General features: G+C 44.2%; 17 protein-coding genes and 4 tRNA genes. 10 read left to right on the forward strand and 11 right to left on the reverse strand.

Annotation, left to right across the window (positions count from 1 at the left end; genetic code table 11):
• Positions 1–3: 3 nt before the first annotated feature.
• The 7 genes from lptB to mgtE all read left to right on the forward strand — a co-directional run bounded on the left by lptB (position 4) and on the right by mgtE (position 5,636).
• Positions 4–729, forward strand: coding sequence for an LPS export ABC transporter ATP-binding protein (gene lptB / locus M9196_RS02185; protein ID WP_250615882.1), 726 nt, complete (start codon positions 4–6; stop codon positions 727–729).
• Between the two features lie 45 nt (positions 730–774).
• Positions 775–2,241, forward strand: coding sequence for an RNA polymerase factor sigma-54 (locus M9196_RS02190; protein ID WP_250615883.1), 1,467 nt, complete (start codon positions 775–777; stop codon positions 2,239–2,241).
• Between the two features lie 25 nt (positions 2,242–2,266).
• On the forward strand, positions 2,267–2,554 hold the full coding sequence (gene hpf / locus M9196_RS02195; protein WP_250615884.1) for a ribosome hibernation promoting factor: 288 nt from the start codon (positions 2,267–2,269) through the stop codon (positions 2,552–2,554).
• Between the two features lies 1 nt (position 2,555).
• Entirely contained in the window at positions 2,556–3,002 is a 447-nt protein-coding gene (gene ptsN, locus M9196_RS02200; RefSeq protein WP_250615885.1) for a PTS IIA-like nitrogen regulatory protein PtsN, read from the forward strand.
• Between the two features lie 18 nt (positions 3,003–3,020).
• The gene (gene rapZ / locus M9196_RS02205) at positions 3,021–3,878 is read left to right on the forward strand and encodes an RNase adapter RapZ (protein WP_250615886.1); all 858 of its coding nucleotides are present in this window, start codon (positions 3,021–3,023) and stop codon (positions 3,876–3,878) included.
• Between the two features lie 9 nt (positions 3,879–3,887).
• Positions 3,888–4,163 carry an HPr family phosphocarrier protein gene (locus M9196_RS02210; RefSeq protein ID WP_250615887.1) on the forward strand — a complete coding sequence of 92 codons (276 nt, stop codon included), beginning with the start codon at positions 3,888–3,890 and terminating at the stop codon, positions 4,161–4,163.
• A 114-nt stretch (positions 4,164–4,277) separates the two neighbouring features.
• Positions 4,278–5,636 (forward strand): magnesium transporter, encoded by a 1,359-nt coding sequence (gene mgtE / locus M9196_RS02215; RefSeq protein ID WP_250615888.1) that lies wholly within the window; start codon positions 4,278–4,280, stop codon positions 5,634–5,636.
• Between the two features lie 155 nt (positions 5,637–5,791).
• On the opposite strand, the gene rplS is transcribed toward mgtE, so the two are convergent.
• The 5 genes from rplS to ffh all read right to left on the reverse strand — a co-directional run bounded on the left by rplS (position 5,792) and on the right by ffh (position 9,593).
• Positions 5,792–6,145 (reverse strand): 50S ribosomal protein L19, encoded by a 354-nt coding sequence (rplS, locus tag M9196_RS02220; RefSeq protein ID WP_006074418.1) that lies wholly within the window; start codon positions 6,143–6,145, stop codon positions 5,792–5,794.
• Positions 6,146–6,194: 49 nt separating this feature from the next.
• Positions 6,195–6,944 (reverse strand): tRNA (guanosine(37)-N1)-methyltransferase TrmD, encoded by a 750-nt coding sequence (gene trmD / locus M9196_RS02225; protein WP_250615889.1) that lies wholly within the window; start codon positions 6,942–6,944, stop codon positions 6,195–6,197.
• A gap of 35 nt (positions 6,945–6,979) precedes the next feature.
• Positions 6,980–7,534, reverse strand: coding sequence for a ribosome maturation factor RimM (rimM, locus tag M9196_RS02230; protein WP_250615890.1), 555 nt, complete (start codon positions 7,532–7,534; stop codon positions 6,980–6,982).
• 20 nt (positions 7,535–7,554) lie between these two features.
• Positions 7,555–7,803 (reverse strand): 30S ribosomal protein S16, encoded by a 249-nt coding sequence (rpsP, locus tag M9196_RS02235; RefSeq protein WP_250615891.1) that lies wholly within the window; start codon positions 7,801–7,803, stop codon positions 7,555–7,557.
• Between the two features lie 413 nt (positions 7,804–8,216).
• Entirely contained in the window at positions 8,217–9,593 is a 1,377-nt protein-coding gene (gene ffh, locus M9196_RS02240) for a signal recognition particle protein (protein WP_250615892.1), read from the reverse strand.
• 172 nt (positions 9,594–9,765) lie between these two features.
• On the opposite strand from ffh, the gene M9196_RS02245 reads away from it, so the two are divergent.
• Together M9196_RS02245 and M9196_RS02250 are read left to right on the forward strand one after the other, a co-directional pair.
• Positions 9,766–10,560 carry a cytochrome C assembly family protein gene (locus M9196_RS02245; RefSeq protein WP_250615893.1) on the forward strand — a complete coding sequence of 265 codons (795 nt, stop codon included), beginning with the start codon at positions 9,766–9,768 and terminating at the stop codon, positions 10,558–10,560.
• 105 nt (positions 10,561–10,665) lie between these two features.
• Positions 10,666–11,937, forward strand: coding sequence for an HlyC/CorC family transporter (locus tag M9196_RS02250; RefSeq protein ID WP_250615894.1), 1,272 nt, complete (start codon positions 10,666–10,668; stop codon positions 11,935–11,937).
• Positions 11,938–12,010: 73 nt separating this feature from the next.
• Here the strand turns inward: M9196_RS02250 and metH are convergent, their stop codons facing one another.
• Positions 12,011–15,688, reverse strand: coding sequence for a methionine synthase (metH, locus tag M9196_RS02255; RefSeq protein ID WP_250615895.1), 3,678 nt, complete (start codon positions 15,686–15,688; stop codon positions 12,011–12,013).
• 300 nt (positions 15,689–15,988) lie between these two features.
• Here metH and M9196_RS02260 point away from each other — a divergent pair, with 300 nt between their 5' ends.
• Complete coding sequence (locus M9196_RS02260; protein WP_250615896.1) at positions 15,989–17,314, forward strand: cation:proton antiporter; 1,326 nt, start codon at positions 15,989–15,991, stop codon at positions 17,312–17,314.
• A gap of 336 nt (positions 17,315–17,650) precedes the next feature.
• Here the strand turns inward: M9196_RS02260 and M9196_RS02265 are convergent.
• From M9196_RS02265 to mltC, 5 genes are all read right to left on the reverse strand, one after another.
• Positions 17,651–17,726: transfer RNA gene (locus tag M9196_RS02265), tRNA-Asn, on the reverse strand.
• Positions 17,727–17,780: 54 nt separating this feature from the next.
• A tRNA-Phe gene (locus tag M9196_RS02270) sits at positions 17,781–17,856 on the reverse strand.
• 7 nt (positions 17,857–17,863) lie between these two features.
• Positions 17,864–17,939 (reverse strand) — tRNA-Thr (locus M9196_RS02275).
• Positions 17,940–18,013: 74 nt separating this feature from the next.
• A tRNA-Phe gene (locus M9196_RS02280) sits at positions 18,014–18,089 on the reverse strand.
• 104 nt (positions 18,090–18,193) lie between these two features.
• Positions 18,194–19,327 (reverse strand): membrane-bound lytic murein transglycosylase MltC, encoded by a 1,134-nt coding sequence (gene mltC, locus M9196_RS02285; RefSeq protein WP_250615897.1) that lies wholly within the window; start codon positions 19,325–19,327, stop codon positions 18,194–18,196.
• Positions 19,328–19,359: the final 32 nt, after the last annotated feature.

Here is a 19,359-nt window from a genome sequence, read left to right on the forward strand (position 1 = left end):
ATTATGGCGCTACTTAAAGCAACTCACTTAGCAAAAAGCTATAAAAATCGAAAAGTCGTTTCTGATGTGAGTCTCTCCGTAGAATCAGGTCAGATTGTCGGCTTACTAGGACCTAACGGTGCGGGTAAGACCACGTCTTTCTACATGATCGTTGGGCTAGTACCACGAGACGAAGGTTCTATCACTATCGATGGCGAAGACATCAGTATCTTACCGATGCACAGCCGCGCAAAAATGGGGATTGGCTATTTACCGCAAGAAGCGTCCATTTTCAGAAAACTGAGCGTTGAGAATAACATTTTAGCGGTACTTGAGACCCGTAACGAATTGACGCAAGAAGAGCGACAGGATCGCCTAGAAGACTTGCTCGAAGAGTTTAGCATCCAGCATATTCGTAAAAGTGCTGGTATGGCATTGTCGGGTGGTGAACGCCGCCGTGTCGAAATTGCTCGAGCACTAGCCGCCAACCCACAATTTATTTTGCTCGATGAACCCTTTGCTGGGGTTGACCCCATATCAGTGATTGATATAAAAAAGATCATAGAACATTTAAGAGACCGAGGCCTGGGCGTGTTAATCACTGACCATAACGTTCGTGAAACACTGGATGTTTGTGAAAAAGCTTACATCGTTAGCCAAGGCCACCTAATCGCTGAAGGGACACCGGAAGATGTTCTCAATAATGAACATGTAAAACAGGTTTATCTCGGAGAACAATTCCGACTATGATTTAATAGTCAGGTAGAACATTTACTAATAGGCCAACAAGACTGCATGAAACCCTCATTACAACTCAAGCTAGGTCAACAGTTAGCAATGACACCACAACTGCAGCAAGCGATACGCTTATTGCAGTTGTCTACACTCGACCTTCAACAAGAGATTCAAGAAGCCTTGGACTCAAACCCACTACTTGATGTTGAAGAGTCAGTAGAAGAAAGCAACGCTAGTGAAGAAAAGACGAACCTAGAAAAGAAAGAGGAAGCCAGTCTTGAGACGACAAACGAGCCTGAACCTAAAGACAGCTCTGAGCTCATCGAGTCTTCTGAAATAACCAATGATTTAGAAATCGACACTACTTGGGACGATGTTTACAGCGCGAATACAGGCAACACAGGGATTAGCTTGGATGACGACTTACCGATCTACCAAGGCGAAACGACTCAATCACTGCAAGATTACCTTATTTGGCAGCTCGACCTGACTCCATTTTCTGACACCGACCGAGCGATTGCACTCGCGGTGATCGATGCCATTGACAGCCAAGGCTACCTCACTCAATCGTGTGAAGAGTTGCTCGACAGTGTCGATATCGACGGCCTTGAACTTGACGAAGTAGAAGCAGTACGTAAACGTATTCAGCAATTCGACCCACTAGGCGTTGCGTCAGTGAATTTGCAAGACTGCCTTTTACTGCAACTTGCAACATTCCCTGAAGATACCCCATGGTTACATGAAGCCAGACTGATTTTGGCACATCATATTGACCAATTAGGCAATCGTGATTACAAACTCGTCATCAAAGAGGCTAAGCTAAAAGAGACAGAGCTTAGAGAAGTCCTACAGCTTATTCAGCAACTCGACCCTCGTCCTGGTAGCAAAATCACTCCAGATGAAACTGAGTATGTGGTTCCCGACGTCTCTGTTTTTAAAGACCGTGGGAAGTGGATCGTACAAATAAACCCAGACAGTGTGCCCAGATTAAAGGTCAACCAACAATACGCGCAGCTCGGTACAGGGAATAGCCCTGATAGCCAATATATTCGCTCAAACCTGCAAGAAGCGAAGTGGTTAATCAAAAGCCTAGAGAGTCGAAATGAGACTCTGCTCAAAGTCGCAAAATGTATTGTTGAACATCAGCACGACTTCTTTGAGTATGGAGAAGAAGCGATGAAACCTATGGTATTAAATGACGTAGCATTAGCGGTTGATATGCACGAATCAACCATATCTAGGGTAACAACACAGAAATATATGCATACACCACGTGGTATTTTTGAACTGAAATATTTCTTTTCAAGCCATGTATCGACAGACAATGGTGGCGAGTGTTCCTCTACCGCCATTCGAGCCCTTATCAAGAAGCTTGTTGCTGGCGAAAATTCAGCCAAGCCATTGAGCGATAGTAAAATCGCAGCTCAGCTAGCTGACCAAGGCATCCAAGTTGCTAGACGGACCATAGCAAAGTATCGAGAGTCGTTAGGCATCGCCCCTTCAAGTCAGCGTAAACGCCTACTTTAAGGCCCATAACCAAAAAGGAAAGTCTATGCAAATTCAAATCCAAGGCCACCATGTTGATCTTACTGAGTCAATGCAAGACTACGTTAATAGTAAATTTCAGAAACTAGAACGCTTTTTTGATCATATAAATACCATTCAAGTGATATTACGTGTTGAAAAATCAAATCAGATCGCTGAAGCTACGCTCCACATAAATCAAGCTGAAATTCATGCGACAGCTGAAGATGAGAGTATGTATGCCGCTATCGACTCTCTCGTTGACAAGCTTGTCCGACAATTGAATAAGCATAAAGAAAAAATAAGTAATCACTAACATGCAAATAAGTGAAGTATTAACTCTGGACTGCACAAAAAGTGCAGTCCCTTGTACGAGTAAAAAACGCGCCCTCGAAATCATCAGTGAAATAGCTGCTGAACAAACAGGCCAGAACTCAACAGAATTGTTTGAATGCATGCTCAATCGCGAGAAGGTCGGCAGTACTGGCATCGGCAATGGTATTGCGATTCCTCACGCACGAATGCAAGATAGTGATAAAGCTGTCGCCATTTTGTTGCAGTGCCAAGAGCCCGTTGAGTTTGACTCAATAGATAATCGACCTGTTGACTTAATGTTTGCATTGCTGGTTCCTGATGCTCAATGTAAGGAGCACCTTAAGACGCTGTCGTGTATGGCTGAGCGTTTAAACGACAAAGCAGTGCTCAAACAACTCCGTAAAGCCCAAAGCGATCAAGAGCTTTACGATATCATCGTTAGCCACTAACTATACAGAGTCAAAATTATGCGATTGGTTGTTGTGAGTGGGCATTCTGGAGCAGGGAAAAGTGTCGCTCTTAGGGTACTAGAAGACTCAGGGTATTACTGTGTGGATAACCTACCCGTCGATTTACTTAATCATTTTGTAAAGAGCACTCAAGACTCTCAACAAAATGTCGCAGTCAGCATCGATATTAGAAACCTACCGGAAAATCTAAATCAGCTCAGTGTAAAGCTTGATGAGTTAGGTAAACAACACGACGTAAAGGTGCTGTTTCTTGATGCTACGAAATCGGTCCTTCTTACTCGCTACAGCGAGACAAGACGAATTCACCCACTTTCTCAGCAAAAAGATAAACTTTCTCTCGAACAGGCCATTGATCTGGAGCGAAAACTACTAAAACCAATCAAAGAGCAAGCAGACTACTTGATCGACTCCAGCGAGCGCTCTATTCACGACCTTAGTGAAACCATACGCATTGAACTGGAAGGCAAAGAGAAAAAAGAATTAGTAATGGTATTCCAATCATTTGGATTCAAATATGGAATGCCTAGTGATGCCGACTATGTGTTTGATGTGCGCTTTCTTCCCAACCCTCACTGGCAACCAGATCTAAGACCCCTCACTGGTCTTGACGCGCCAATTAAGTCATTTCTTGAATCACACCCAGAAGTCATTGAGCTGAAGTTACAGATCCAAAATTTCATAGAACGATGGTTACCTATGCTAGAGAAAAACAACCGCAGCTACCTAACAGTAGCCATCGGCTGTACTGGAGGTAAACACCGCTCAGTTTACATCACCCAGCAAATTGGCGAATACTTCTCCCAATGCGGACATCAGGTCCAAATACGACATGCGTCGCTAGAACATAATCAATAGGAACCCTTCATGTCGACATCCCGAACCGTTTTGATTCAAAATCGTTTAGGTTTGCACGCTCGTGCAGCCGTCAAACTCGTCGAACTTGCACAAAGCTTTCATGCGACGGTTACCGTTTGTAATCACGAGCACAAAGAAGCGACAGCGGACAGCGTCATGGGGTTACTGATGCTAGAGTCAGCTCAAGGGGAGTTTATTACCATCAAAGCCGATGGAGAACAGGAAGAGCAAGCTTTAAAGGCGGTTTGTGAACTGGTTGAACATCGTTTTGATGAAGATGAGTGAGCAAATTCTTAGTGAGTAAAAATTTCATACCACCGTTCATACGTTGTTGTTAATTAACGTGTAGAATTAGACTAATATTCAGTAAATTAAAGCAGTTAAGTTCAAGGGGTAGCCATGGCAGAGCAAATAGAATTCGACCAAGCTCACCAAACGCTCCAAGAAGTAAGTGAAGCGCTAGAAAATGGTCGCTTTGTTTACGTACGCAGACAGCTTCAGGACATGGAACCTGAAGACATTGCCCACCTTCTCGAGGCTTCCCCTCGTAAAAGTCGCGACGTCCTTTGGCAACTCACCGATCCTGAAGACTACGGCGAGATTCTTGATGAATTAAATGAAGACGTCAAAGATAATCTTGTGTCCAAAATGGCACCGGAGAAGCTGGCTGAAGCAACAGAGGGCATGGACACCGATGATGTCGCCTATGTTTTACGAAGCCTACCTGATGACGTCTCCCGAGAAGTCCTTTCCCAAATGGACACGGCTGATAGACAGCGTGTAGAGACGGCCCTTTCCTACCCGGAAGACAGTGCCGGCGGCATCATGAATACCGACGTAATTACCATCCGTGGTGATGTCGATGTCGACGTTGTACTTCGCTATCTTCGCATGCGAGGCGAGCTCCCTGAGGCGACCGATGCCCTCTATGTCATTGATGAAGAGAGTATGCTGATAGGACACCTCTCTCTGAGTACCATTTTGACTACTCAGCCTGACGTAAAAGTTATGGATGTCATGGATGATGCTGACGAGGCGATCCACGTGGAAACCAGTGACTCCGATGTTGCTTCCTTGTTTGAACGACGAGATTGGGTATCCGCGCCAGTCGTCGATAGTGACCATCACCTTGTTGGTCGTATCACTATCGATGACGTGGTTGATATCATTCGAGAAGACGCCGAACACTCGATGATGAGCATGGCAGGCATGGATGATGATGAAGATACCTTCGCACCTGTGGTTAAATCGGCAAGGCGTCGAAGCGTATGGCTTGGTGCCAACGTCTTAGCAGCACTTGCGGCAGCTTCAGTTTCGAATATGTTTGAAGCCACTTTAGAGCAAATGGCCGCTATCGCCGTGCTGATGACCATCGTCCCATCGATGGGCGGAGTGGCGGGTAACCAAACCGTCGCGTTAGTTATTCGAGGTCTTGCATTAGGTCACATTGGTGACAGTAACAAGCGAGAACTGTTACTTAAAGAAGCAGCAATTGGCTTTCTAAACGGTATACTCTGGGCATTAATCATTGGTGGTATTGTCGTGGCGTGGAAAGGAAATTGGATGCTAGGAGGCATTATTTCAGCGGCCATGCTCACCAACTTACTGGTCGCGGGTATTGCTGGGGTAACCATCCCTATTTTCCTGAAGAAGCTAAATATTGATCCAGCACTTGCCGGGGGCATGGCATTAACGACGATTACCGATGTGATCGGCTTGTCTGTCTTCCTTGGCTTAGCGACAGTGCTTCTCACCTAATTGCATTTTCAGTCCTATCTAGTGAGAAGCCCCTACTACTATCTTGATATTATGGCCTTCTCTCTCGATACAAAAGCCAAGACACAGATAACGTACAATAAAAAAACGGAGCCCATTGGGCTCCGTTTTTATTTGAGAACGCTAGTTTAATAGCATTACTTCTTAGCAAGTTTCTCTTTAATACGAGCTGACTTACCAGAACGCTCACGTAGGTAGTACAACTTGGCACGACGTACTGCACCACGGCGTTTAACTTCGATGCTATCAACCATTGGAGAGTGAGTTTGGAACGTACGCTCAACACCTTCACCGTTCGAGATTTTACGAACTGTGAATGCAGAGTGAAGACCACGGTTACGAATAGCGATTACAACGCCTTCGTATGCCTGTAGACGCTCACGGTCACCTTCTTTTACTTTAACCTGAACTACAACAGTGTCACCTGGTGCAAATTTAGGTAGGCCTGATTTCATTTGCTCTTCTTCAAGAGCCTTGATGATGTTACTCATGTTCTTAAATTCCTAGAATAAACTGATACTAAAATAAATAGGTTACTGCTTACTTTTTATCTAAACGATACGCTTTGATAAATTCAGCCAGTAATTGTTCCTGTTCGTCAGTCAGAGCTAGGTTTTCCAGGAGCTCCGGTCTTCTTAGCCAAGTACGGCCCAACGACTGTTGTAGTCGCCAGCGACGAATGTCTTTGTGATTTCCAGACTTTAGTACACTTGGTATTTCCAGTCCATCCAACACATCAGGGCGCGTGTAATGCGGACAATCCAACAAACCATTTGCAAAAGAGTCCTCTTCTGCTGACGCAAAGTCACCCAATACCCCCGGAACAAACCGAGACACTGAGTCAATCAACGTCATGGCTGGGATTTCCCCACCCGTCATCACAAAATCTCCAATTGACCATTCTTCGTCAACTTCAGTTTGGATGATGCGCTCATCTACCCCTTCATAGCGACCACATATCAACACTAGGTTGTCGTTCTTCGCTAATTCCTCTACCCCTTGCTGATCGAGTTTTCGACCTTGGGGAGACAGGTAAATCACTTTCGTCTTACCCGGTGATGCAGCTTTGGCAGTTTTAATGGCATCGCGCAAAGGCTGAACCATCATCAACATACCTGGACCACCACCGTAAGGTCTATCATCGACAGTGCGATGCTTGTCATGAGTGAAATCTCGAGGATTCCAGGTCTCAATAGACAATAAACCTTTTTTAACCGCTTGACCTGTTACTCCGTAGTCAGTAACGCTGCGGAACATGTCTGGAAACAGGCTAATTATGCCAACCCACATCTGTTCTCTCGCTCTATTGGTTACCAGCTACTGGATTAGAATCCAGGATCCCAGTCAACTTCGATCCGTCGAGCTACGCGATCAACATTTTTGATCACTTGCTCTTCAAGGTACGGTACCAACCGTTCCTTTTGCCCGAAAGCATCTTTAAGATTTGCTTTCACTACCAAAACATCATTTGAACCGGTTTCCAACATGTCAGTTACTTCACCTAAGTCGTAACCTTTTGTTGTAAACACTTTCATTCCAAACAATTCACGCCAGTAGAATTCATCTTCTGACAGTTCAGGCAGCACCGCTGGGTCGATTGCGATTTCAAAGTTAGTCAGTAGGTGAGCTTCTTCTCGAATCTCTAAACCTTCTAGTTTACACACCATACCTTTGTTATGGCGCTTCCAACTTTCAACCTTAACCTCAACCCATTTGCCCTTCTGGTTAATATACCAAGGGCTGTAATCAAAAAGGTTTTCAGGATCGTCTGTATAGGAAAAAACTTTCAGCCATCCACGAATGCCATAAGTAGAACCTAATTTACCTACAACAATTCTTTCGCTTTGGTTACTCATCGTGTCTTTACCTTTCATCGACATACTGCTTACTGAGCTAATAATTAAGCCGCTTTTTGAGCGTCTTTAACTAGCTTAGCTACGCGGTCAGAAACTGTAGCGCCTTGGCTAACCCAGTGGTTAACGCGCTCTAGATCTAGACGTAGGCCTTCTTCTTGACCTTGAGCAGTTGGGTTAAAGAAACCTACTTTCTCAATGAAACGACCAGTTGCAGCATTGCGGCTATCCGCTACTACGATTTGATAGAATGGACGCTTCTTCGCGCCGTGACGTGCCAAACGAATGGTTACCATATCGTCCTCTTTGCTTTCTCAATAATAAAAATGACCTCAGAAGCGTTTCTCTTATGAAAAACCTGAGGTCTCGTGCCAAAATAAAGCCCCGGAATTTTACTCTTATTCCGTTTCAATGCAAGGTATTTAGCTATTTTTTCACCAGCACAATCGTGAGTTTAGCAATGTGATTGAGTTAACAGTTTGAAAAATAAGCTTGCTAATAAGTAATTACACCACTCTGCATTGATTAAATTTCAACCTCCACACCTGAATCAAGACCGATTCATGCGTCGTAACGGTTAATCGACAAAGATTCAGTATAGAAGAGGAAAAAGGGTTACGGCCTATGCTCGTAACCCTATATATATGAAAAGTTGTGACTTTACTTAGCGTTCACCTAAACCCGTTCACTTCATCGCGAAGCAATGATTTTAGCGTCCGAATGGGTTACCACCGCCACCCATGCCGCCCATCATGCCTTGCATGTTACGCATCATGCCGCGCATGCCGCCTTTTTGCATTTTTTTCATCATCTTCTGCATCTGTGTAAACTGCTTTAGGAGACGGTTAACATCTTGAACTTGAGTACCAGAGCCTGCAGCGATACGCTTTTTACGCGAGCCTTTAATCAGCTCAGGGCGCTGACGCTCTTTCATCGTCATAGAGTTGATGATCGCTTCCATCTGCTTAAACATTTTATCATCAACTTTATCTTTCACATTGTCTGGGACGTTCGACATGCCTGGTAGCTTATCCATCATTCCCATCATGCCGCCCATATTTTGCATCTGACCCAGCTGCTCGCGGAAATCTTCAAGGTCAAAACCTTTCTTTTCCTTAAACTTCTTGGCCATTTTTTCGGCTTTATCGGTATCAACGTTGCGCTGTAAGTCTTCAATCAGCGACAGCACATCGCCCATACCTAAGATACGTGAGGCCACACGATCAGGGTGGAAGGGTTCAAGCGCATCCGTCTTTTCACCAACACCCAAGAACTTAATCGGCTTACCGGTAATATGGCGAACCGATAATGCTGCACCACCACGTGCATCACCATCCACCTTGGTCAGAACAACACCAGTTAATGGCAGCATGTCACCAAACGCTTTTGCCGTATTGGCAGCATCTTGACCAGTCATCGCATCAACAACGAACAGCGTCTCGACAGGATCGATAGCCGCGTGAAGATCGCGAATCTCTTCCATCATTTCATGGTCAACCGCTAAGCGACCCGCCGTATCGACAATCAGTACGTCGTAGAATTTTTTCTTCGCATGCTCGATCGCATTGTTGGCAATATCAATCGGCTTTTGATCAGCAGATGAAGGGAAGAAATCAACGCCTACATCGCTAGCCAATGTCTCGAGTTGTTTGATCGCCGCCGGGCGATAAACATCGGCAGACACGACCAACACTTTCTTTTTCTCACGCTCATGGAGCATTTTTGAAAGTTTACCAACACTGGTCGTTTTACCGGCACCTTGTAGGCCCGCCATCAAAATAACGGCAGGTGGCTGCGCGGCAAGATCCAAAGCTTCATTCGATTCGCCCATCACGGACTCAAGCTCAGCTTGAACAATCTTAATGAACTCTTGACCAGGCGTCAGTGACTTCGACACTTCAACGCCAACGGCGCGCTCTTTAACGCCTTTGATGAACTCGCGAATGACAGGTAGTGCCACATCCGCTTCTAGAAGCGCCATACGAACTTCGCGCAACGTGTCTTTGATATTATCTTCGGTCAAGCGACCTTTACCGCTGATGTTCTTCAGCGTTTTGGATAGACGATCCGTTAAATTCTCAAACATTATTTTCTCTTCGCTTAAAAATTGCGATCAATTATAGTGAGTATACCTTAGCCAGCGATCAGAGTCATACTTAACAAGATCAAATACTAATCAATACTTTTTACATATGCCGTAGCTCATTGGGTCGATGCAGGGTATAATTCAAGCTCTAAACCATAGATTTTTAGGCAAAATGGACAGTTTAATCGCAACTTCTGCAGCCATTTTTTATGCGCTTGCTATCGCTACCATCATCCCAGGCTTGGTTCAACAAGTCGGGATCCGCACGAAAACTGTTCTTACCAGTGCTTCGCTAGCCCTGCTATGTCATGCCTGGCTGCTAAGTGATCTTATCTTAAGTGGTTCTGGACAAAATCTTAGCATCCTAAATGTCGCCTCACTGATTGGTTTTATTATTTCACTCTTTATGAGTGCCGCTATGATGAAAACACGCATTTGGTTTTTACTGCCTGTCGTGTATAGCTTTGCCGCCATCAATTTATCCGTCGCAGCATTTGTACCAACCGCCTTTATTACCCATCTAGAGCATAACCCTAAACTATTACTCCATATCGCTTTAGCACTGTTTTCATATTCTACCTTATCAATTGGTGCGCTTTACGCCATCCAACTTGCTTGGCTCGATCACAAACTAAAAAATAAGAAAGCACTGGGTATCAACCCAAACCTACCTCCATTAATGATGGTAGAAAGGCAGCTTTTCAAGATCATTTTAATTGGAACGATACTACTCAGTGCTACATTGGTCACAGGCTTTATCTTTGTCCAAGATATGTTTGCACAAGGTAAAGCTCATAAAGGCATCTTGTCATTCATGGCATGGATTATCTATTCAGTGCTCCTTTGGGGACATTACCGTAAAGGATGGCGCGGTAAAAAAGTGACTTGGTTTGCAATTGCTGGCGCAACGCTGCTAACCCTTGCGTACTTTGGCAGTCGTTTTGTCCAGGAAATCATTCTAAGCTAAGCAGTTCTGACGCTTTGCTCACTGTTATTCAAAAGTAGCATTGACATCTTGCGTCTGATCGAACATTAATTGACCAATCACTTAACTCAAAGGAACGACGACGTTTTGGACGACATTTCGACCGGTATTTTATTTGCCATTCTCGCAGGTCTAATTGTAATTTCCGGCTATTTTTCCGGCTCAGAGACAGGGATGATGTCTTTGAATCGCTATCGACTCAAACATCTATCGAAAACAGGCCACAAAGGTGCGAAGCGAGTGGAGCGATTATTAAATCGTCCAGACCGTCTGATAGGATTAATCCTTATCGGAAACAACCTCGTCAATATTCTCGCCTCCGCAATTGCAACCGTTATTGGCTTACGCTTATACGGGGATGTCGGAGTCGCGATCGCAACGGGTGCCTTGACCCTTGTTATTTTAGTGTTTGCAGAAGTTACGCCAAAAACACTGGCCTCTCTCTATCCTGAGCGAGTCTCCTTCATGAGCAGCATCTTACTCACGATTTTAATGAAGGTACTCTCTCCTCTTGTCATTTTGGTTAACTTCATTACTAACGGGTTTATTCGACTGCTTGGTATTAAAGCTAATCATAATGATGAAGACCACTTAAGCTCTGAAGAATTACGTACTGTAGTCAATGAAGCAGGCTCATTAATCCCTAGACGCCACCAAGATATGCTGATTTCGATTTTAGATCTTGAGCATGTCACGGTGAATGACATTATGATTCCACGTAATGAAATCACTGGCATCAACATCAATGATGATTGGAAGTCTATTGTACGTCAGCTCACACACTCCCCTCACGGCCGAGTGGTGCTTTATCGCGATCAAATAGATGAAGTCGTCGGCATGCTAAGACTCCGTGAGTCTTATCGCCTGATGTTAGAGAAAAATGAATTCACTAAAGAAACGTTATTACGCAGCGCCGATGAGGTCTACTTTATTCCGGAAGGTACTCCACTTAACGTACAAATGCTCAAGTTTCAACGCAATAAGCAACGAATTGGTCTTATCGTAGATGAGTATGGTGACATCAATGGTCTGGTCACGTTAGAAGATATTTTAGAAGAGATTGTTGGCGAGTTTACTACGTCTATCGCACCAACATTAGCAGAGGAGATTTCTCCACAAGGTGACGGCAGTTTCTTAATCGAAGGCAGCGCCAATATACGAGACATCAACAAAGGCCTAAAGTGGACACTTCCGACTGATGGCCCAAGAACGCTTAATGGCTTGATGTTAGAATACTTAGAAGACATTCCCGAAAGTCACCTAAGTGTAGAAGTAGCCGAGCATCAAATGGAAATTGTCGAACTAGAAGAAAACCGAATTAAGATGGTTAAGGTTTTTCCGAAGAATCATCAAGCTTGATAGACATATCTTAGCGATAAAAAAACGGCTCTTTATGAGCCGTTTTTTTATTTATCGGTTAACGTTGCCAACGCTAGTTTATGTTTGGCCCTAACCACTTTTCAGCCTCAAGCCTATCCCAACCTTTGCGATCTGCATAACTCAACAATTGATCTTCTTGGATTTGCGCTATCGCAAAATAACGTGAATCTGGATGCGAGAAATACCATCCTGATACCGACGCCCCTGGCCACATCGCATAACTCGTCGTTAACGACATATTGATCGATTCTTCCACTTGAAGTAAATCCCAAAGCGGCCCTTTCTCTGTATGTTCAGGACAAGCAGGGTAACCAGGTGCCGGTCGGATACCTTGGTATTTTTCACGAATCAGATCTTCGTTATCCAATGATTCGTCGGGTGCATATCCCCAAATTTCTTTACGAACACGAACATGCAAGTACTCTGCAAATGCTTCAGCTAGACGGTCAGCGACGGCTTGAATCATAATCGCGTTATAATCATCACCATTCGCTTTATATTCATCGGCTAACTCCCGCTCTCCGATCCCGCCCGTTACTGCAAAAGCCCCTATCCAGTCATGCTTACCACTGCTTTTTGGCGCTATATAATCGGATAGACAGTAGTTAAAGCCTTTTGGTTTCTTAGTTTGCTGTCTTAGATTACACAATAGCTGTTTGACTTCGGTTCGTGACTCATCGGTATACACTTCAATATCATCATCAACGCTGGCAGCTGGAAATAAACCACAAATACCTCTAGCCTTCAGGAGTCCTTCTTTTTCAACGCGATCGAGCATATCGTTCGCATCTTTAAACAGGCGCTTCGCTTCCTCACCGACTTCTTCATGCTCAAAGATCTTTGGGTATTTACCCATTAGCGTCCACGTCATGAAAAATGGCGTCCAATCGATGTACTCGCGCAACGTTGCAACATCAAAATCATCGAAAATATGAATACCAGGTTTTAATGGGGTTGGCGGTGTATAGCTATCCCAATCAATCGCGACTTTATTGTCTCGAGCTTGCTCAAGTGTGACGGGCGCGGTTCTTGGCTTCTTGCGATTATGCTGATCACGTACACGGTCATAATCAATATCGAGCTTGCTAACAAAATCTGGTTTCAGCTCGTTCGACAGTAGCGAAGTACACACGCCAACAGCTCGTGATGCATTGTTAACATAGACAACGGGCTGGTTGTAGTTTTGTTCAATCTTAACGGCAGTGTGCGCTTTAGATGTGGTTGCGCCACCGATGAGCAATGGTAGGTCAAAACCTTGTCGCTCCATTTCTTTGGCAACATGAACCATTTCATCCAGCGATGGAGTAATCAGCCCTGATAAACCAATAATATCGACGTTTTCTTCTTTCGCTACCTTCAATATTGTTTCGCAAGGAACCATAACGCCTAGATCGATGATCTCATAGTTATTACATTGCAGTACAACGCCAACAATATTTTTCCCTATATCATGAACATCACCCTTTACCGTCGCCAGCAGTATTTTGCCATTGGTCGAGCCCGCTTCTTTCATAGCATTAATGAAAGGTTCTAAATGTGCCACCGCCTGTTTCATCACTCGAGCAGACTTTACTACCTGCGGCAAAAACATTTTCCCTTCACCAAATAAATCACCAACCACATTCATGCCATCCATTAACGGACCTTCAATGACATGTAACGGTTTTTCAGCATTAATGCGCGCTTCTTCAGTATCCTCAACAATAAACTCAGTTATACCTTTAACTAGGGCATGCTCTAAGCGCTTTTCTACCGACCAAGTACGCCACTCCAACGCACTGGCATCTTCTTCTTTGCCAACACCTTTATTCGCATACTCAGAGGCAATATCAAGTAGCCTCTCGGTGCCATCATCACGACGGTTTAGCACTACGTCTTCAACAGCTTCACGAAGCTTATCTGGAACGTTGTCATAGACCTCTAACTGACCCGCGTTTACGATCCCCATATCCATACCATTTTTGAAACAGTGGTAAAGGAATACGGCGTGAATCGCTTCACGAACATAATTGTTGCCACGGAACGAGAACGAAACGTTCGAGACACCACCGGAGATCATGGCGTGAGGCAGATCTCGTTTGATATCTGCGACGGCTTCAATAAAATCGACGGCATAATTGTTATGCTCATCAATGCCCGTCGCAACAGCGAATATATTAGGGTCAAAAATAATATCTTCTGGTGGGAAGCCCACTTCATCCACCAGCACACGATAAGCTTCTGTACAAATTTCGATTTTTCTTTCACGCGTATCCGCTTGGCCCACTTCATCGAATGCCATCACAATTACGGCTGCGCCATAACGACGAATCAACTTAGCTTGCGCGACAAATTTTTCTTTGCCTTCTTTTAATGAGATCGAGTTAACGATCCCCTTACCTTGGATACACTTCAATCCTGCTTCGATCACTTCCCACTTAGAGGAGTCGACCATAATTGGCACTTTAGAAATTTCAGGCTCTGACGCACAAAGATTTAAAAATCGCACCATACAGGCTTCAGCATCCAACATGCCTTCATCCATATTGATATCGATGATCTGTGCACCGTTCTCAACTTGCTGCCTTGCGACTTCAAGAGCTTCGTCATAGAGCTCTTCTTTAATAAGACGCTTAAAACGAGCAGAACCTGTCACATTGGTTCGCTCACCAACGTTAATAAACAAGCTGTCTTTTTCGATGGTGAGAGGCTCAAGACCTGACAGTCTGCATGCCACAGGAATATCTGGTAATGGGCGAGGCGTTACACCTTCCACGGCTAGTGCCATCTGACGAATATGTTCAGGGGTGGTTCCACAACATCCCCCGACTAGATTTAAAAAGCCACTTTGTGCCCATTCACCAATGTGCTCTGCCATATCTTCAGGTGATAAGTCATACTCACCAAATGCGTTAGGAAGGCCTGCGTTAGGGTGAGCGGAAATATAGCCTTCACCAATACGGGAAATTTCTTGTACGTATTGACGTAGTTCATCAGGGCCTAGCGCGCAGTTAAGACCAAACGAGATAGGATTGACATGACGCAATGCGTTATAGAAAGCTTCGGTGGTTTGTCCGGATAGTGTACGTCCAGACGCATCGGTGATGGTGCCCGAAATCATAATAGGTAAATCGATATCGAGCTCTTCAAGTACCGTTTCAACCGCAAACGCACAAGCCTTAGCGTTCAGCGTGTCAAAGACGGTTTCGATAAGAATAAGATCCGAACCGCCTTTAATCAGCGCTCGTGTTGACTCTGAATATGCTTTGACCAACTCATCAAATGAAACATTGCGGTAGCCAGGATCATTGACATCAGGGGAAATTGAACATGTTCTGTTTGTCGGACCTAAGACCCCGGCGACAAATCTTGGTTTATCTGGATTTTTTGCGGTCCACTCATCGGCAACTTCACGAGCAAGGCGCGCCGCTTCGAAGTTGATTTCATCACTTAGGGATTCCATATCATAATCGGCCATCGCAATCGTGGTGGCGTTAAATGTATTGGTTTCAAGAATATCGGCACCCGCGTCTAGGTAAGCACTGTGGATTTCTTTGATGAGATCAGGTTGAGATAAAACCAAAAGATCATTATTACCTTTGAGATCGGATGGCCAATCAGCAAAACGTTCCCCTCGATAATCCGCCTCTTCCAATTTATAGCCTTGAATCATCGTCCCCATCCCACCATCAATGAGTAGGATGCGTTTTTTCAATTGAGTCTCAATCACTTGTCTAATGCTGCTTACCACAATACTGCCTCGTTCCTTGCTGTTATAGCCATCCTATCATAGTAACTTTAGAAATCTAGACGTCTAAAATAACTTTTGAGTGCTTTATTTCCAACCAAACTAACCAAGTCCAATCTCTCTCGCAACCTTTTCGTGACTTCACTTGCCATAACAAGAATAAAAACAAAACTTGATGTAAAGAAAGTCAATTAATGGCGAAACGTTCTATAACTAAAAGGGATGAATTTTCAATTAGTGATTGATCTTCACTCTCGACAGGAACAGAATCCATTCACAATTTATTACAATTAGGGTGACTTAATGTCCGTTTATCAGACACTATGCTTTTTGTCTGCAGCAGCCATGCTGATTGCATTCATCAATAGTAAGATCGGTAAAATGCAAACCACCATCGCCATAACTGCCGGAGCCATGCTACTTTCTTTGATGATTCTCATCGCAGGACAAAATGGTTGGTTCGATTTAACGGATGTCGCCTATAAGATGGTTGCCAACATTAATTTCGAAGACTTTCTTCTTAAGGGAATTTTAGGCTTTCTTCTATTCGCCGGCGGCCTCGGCATAAAATTACCTCACCTGAAAGATCAACGGTGGGAAATCACTGTATTGGCATTAGGCGCCACGCTGTTTTCAACCTTTTTTATTGGCGCTGTGCTTTATGGTTTCTGTCAGATTATCGGTGTGCAATTTGACCTGATTTATTGCCTACTCTTTGGGGCACTTATTTCGCCCACCGACCCTATTGCTGTGTTAGCCATTGTAAAAAAACTGGATGCGCCTGAACGCATTTCAACACAGGTTGAGGGCGAGTCTCTATTCAACGATGGCTTTGGGCTAGTGATTTTCGTAACGTTATACACCATAGCCTTTGGTAATGAAGCGCCGAGTGTGAGCGGGGTTTCATTGCTGTTCTTGCAAGAGGCCGTCGGAGGCATTATCTACGGTTTCTTACTTGGCCTCCTGTTCCATTATCTGATAAGTGCAACTGATGACCACTCAATGGAGTTATTGCTGACTATTGGAGTGCCTACTGCTGGTTACGCCTTCGCCGATGTCCTGCACGTCTCAGGTCCACTTTCCATGGTGGTATCTGGCATCATGATTGGCAATTGGACTCGCTATATTGGTTTTTCAAAAGAGTCTGAAGAACACCTTGACCAATTCTGGGAGTTGATTGATGAGTTTTTAAATGGCGTGCTGTTCCTATTAATAGGTATGTCGATGCTGTTATTTCAATTCCATGAAGAAGATTGGATTCTGATGGCTTTCTCAATCCCGCTAGTGCTAGGGGCTAGATATCTCAGTGTTGCGCTTTCCTATGTCGGTTTTAAGCGCTTTAGACATTACAACCCATGGTCGGTAAGAATACTCACTTGGGGCGGGCTAAGGGGCGGGCTAGCACTTGCTATGGCGCTATCAATACCAGCGGGTGTTTGGGTAATAGAAGACAAACTCATTGACGTGAAAGAGATCATCCTCGTCATGACCTACTCCGTCGTTGTATTCTCAATTTTAATCCAAGGTTCAACCATTACCCCTATGATTGAAAAAGCTAAACTCGCAGAAAAAGAGATGGCAAATAAAGACACAACACCAGAAAGTGCATCATCTAATCCGAAGGGCTAGCGCTTTCTATTGCAATGAACATAAGAAAGCAGAGATGAAGGGTAATCTTAGTCTCTGCTTTCTGTAACTTGCTCTGTAATCACCACAAATGCTCCCAGAGAGCGCATTAGAGAGCAAAACTAGCATCAAGTCACCCATTCCCCCCCTATCAAATAAAACGCCATAGCGGCCCTAGAAGCGGCGATAAGGTACGATAGTGAAGAATAAATGAATACGGTAGGGAGAGCGAGAGCGAGTCAACGCATCCTTAATCGGCGGTATGATTCAAAACCATATGACTTTCAAACGATAAAATGCAAAAAAGGCCTCATCTTTCGATGAGGCCTTCTTCTAAAGTGGCTCCCCTTGCAAGACTTGAACTTGCGACATACGGATTAACAGTCCGCCGTTCTACCAACTGAACTAAAGGGGAATTATCTGTGTCAACATCAGGTCCTAAGACCATTATTTGTTAAGCACCAAATAATGGTGCCTCGAGGCGGAATCGAACCACCGACACGAGGATTTTCAATCCTCTGCTCTACCGACTGAGCTATCGAGGCAAAAGAATGGTGCCGACTACCGGAGTCGAACTGGTGACCTACTGATTACAAGTCAGTTGCTCTACCTACTGAGCTAAGTCGGCACACTAAATTCTTTATGCTTCTGTTCGTGCTGCAAATCTTTATTAAAAATTGTTGGCACCAACAAATCAAATTGTGGTGCCCGGAGGCGGAATCGAACCACCGACACGAGGATTTTCAATCCTCTGCTCTACCGACTGAGCTATCCGGGCAACGGGGCGCTATTAAACGGATTTTCCGCTCTCCCGTCAACAGGTTTTTTAAAAAAAACTTCAAAAAACCGTTTAAGCGCTGCATTTTTCAGCAAAAGTAACTATTAACCCTTTCCTGCGTTAAAATCTTTTTTGAATTTTGTTACTTTTTCTAAGTATCGGCGTGATTCGGAATTTGGATGTTTTTTTGTTAATGCCCAATAAACTTGATTAGGTTGCAGAGAGTTCAAATCATTCATTGCCCGCTTTCTATCTTTACTGAATGTATTTAGCACCCCACCCGTTCCTCCGTTGTAAGCTGATATCATGCTGTACTCTAGCGATGTAGGATGACTAACCGCCTTTAGGTAGCGATTTTTCAAGATATAGAAATAGGCTGTACCCGTATCAATATTTTGCTCGGGATTAAAAAGATACTCTGGTGATGGCTCACCTGGCTTATTTTTCACCAGCTTAAATACGTCTCGTCCCGCTGTTTTAGGAACCACTTGCATCAACCCATACGCATTTGCCCAACTGACTGCATAGGGATTGAAACTACTTTCTGTTTTGATAATGGCGTAGATGAGATCTTCTGGGATGTCATATTTGAGCGATGCACGTCTAACAATATCGGCATACTGATAACTTCGCTTGCTCGCATGGTCTTTTACCATGGGGATTTCTACGTAATACGCTTTCTTATAATCGACATTTTTTGTTTTTACTTTATTAGCAATAAGATAATCAGCAAAACGGCTGGCACGCCACGACCATTGCATCGGTTTTTGTTCTTGATCGACAACTTGGTTATAGAGGAAGGGCTGCCCCTCAAGCTTGATACTGCGAGAAGAAAACAAATCGACACTCGCGGGGTCATCAGGAGTAAGCAAAGTCGTCACAATCGCGTTTTTAAGGTGCTTTTCTGGTTCAGTAGGCGAGACGGTTTCTATCGTTATCACCCCCTTGCTAAAGTCCACCTCTGCGCGACTAAGGTAATTATCAATGTACTTAACGTAATTGCTTTTCCCCGCCACTTTAATCTCACTGCTACCCCAGCGTTTTTCGATATTGCCATTAAAGCTACCGATCAGAGCATCCATCGCTTTGGTATCTTTCAGGTATTGCCCTGGAAGTTCGGCAAGGTTTTTGGCAAAACGATTCGTCGGCTCGTAGTTAACATCGTAAATTTTTTCAATAAATTCACGACTGCAACCCACCAGCAGTATTGGTACCAAGAAGTAAATCAGTTTTTTCATAGTCGCTAACAAAAACACCACGCTAGGTGGTG

Source organism: Vibrio methylphosphonaticus, from assembly GCF_023634655.1.
GTDB lineage: Bacteria > Pseudomonadota > Gammaproteobacteria > Enterobacterales > Vibrionaceae > Vibrio > Vibrio methylphosphonaticus.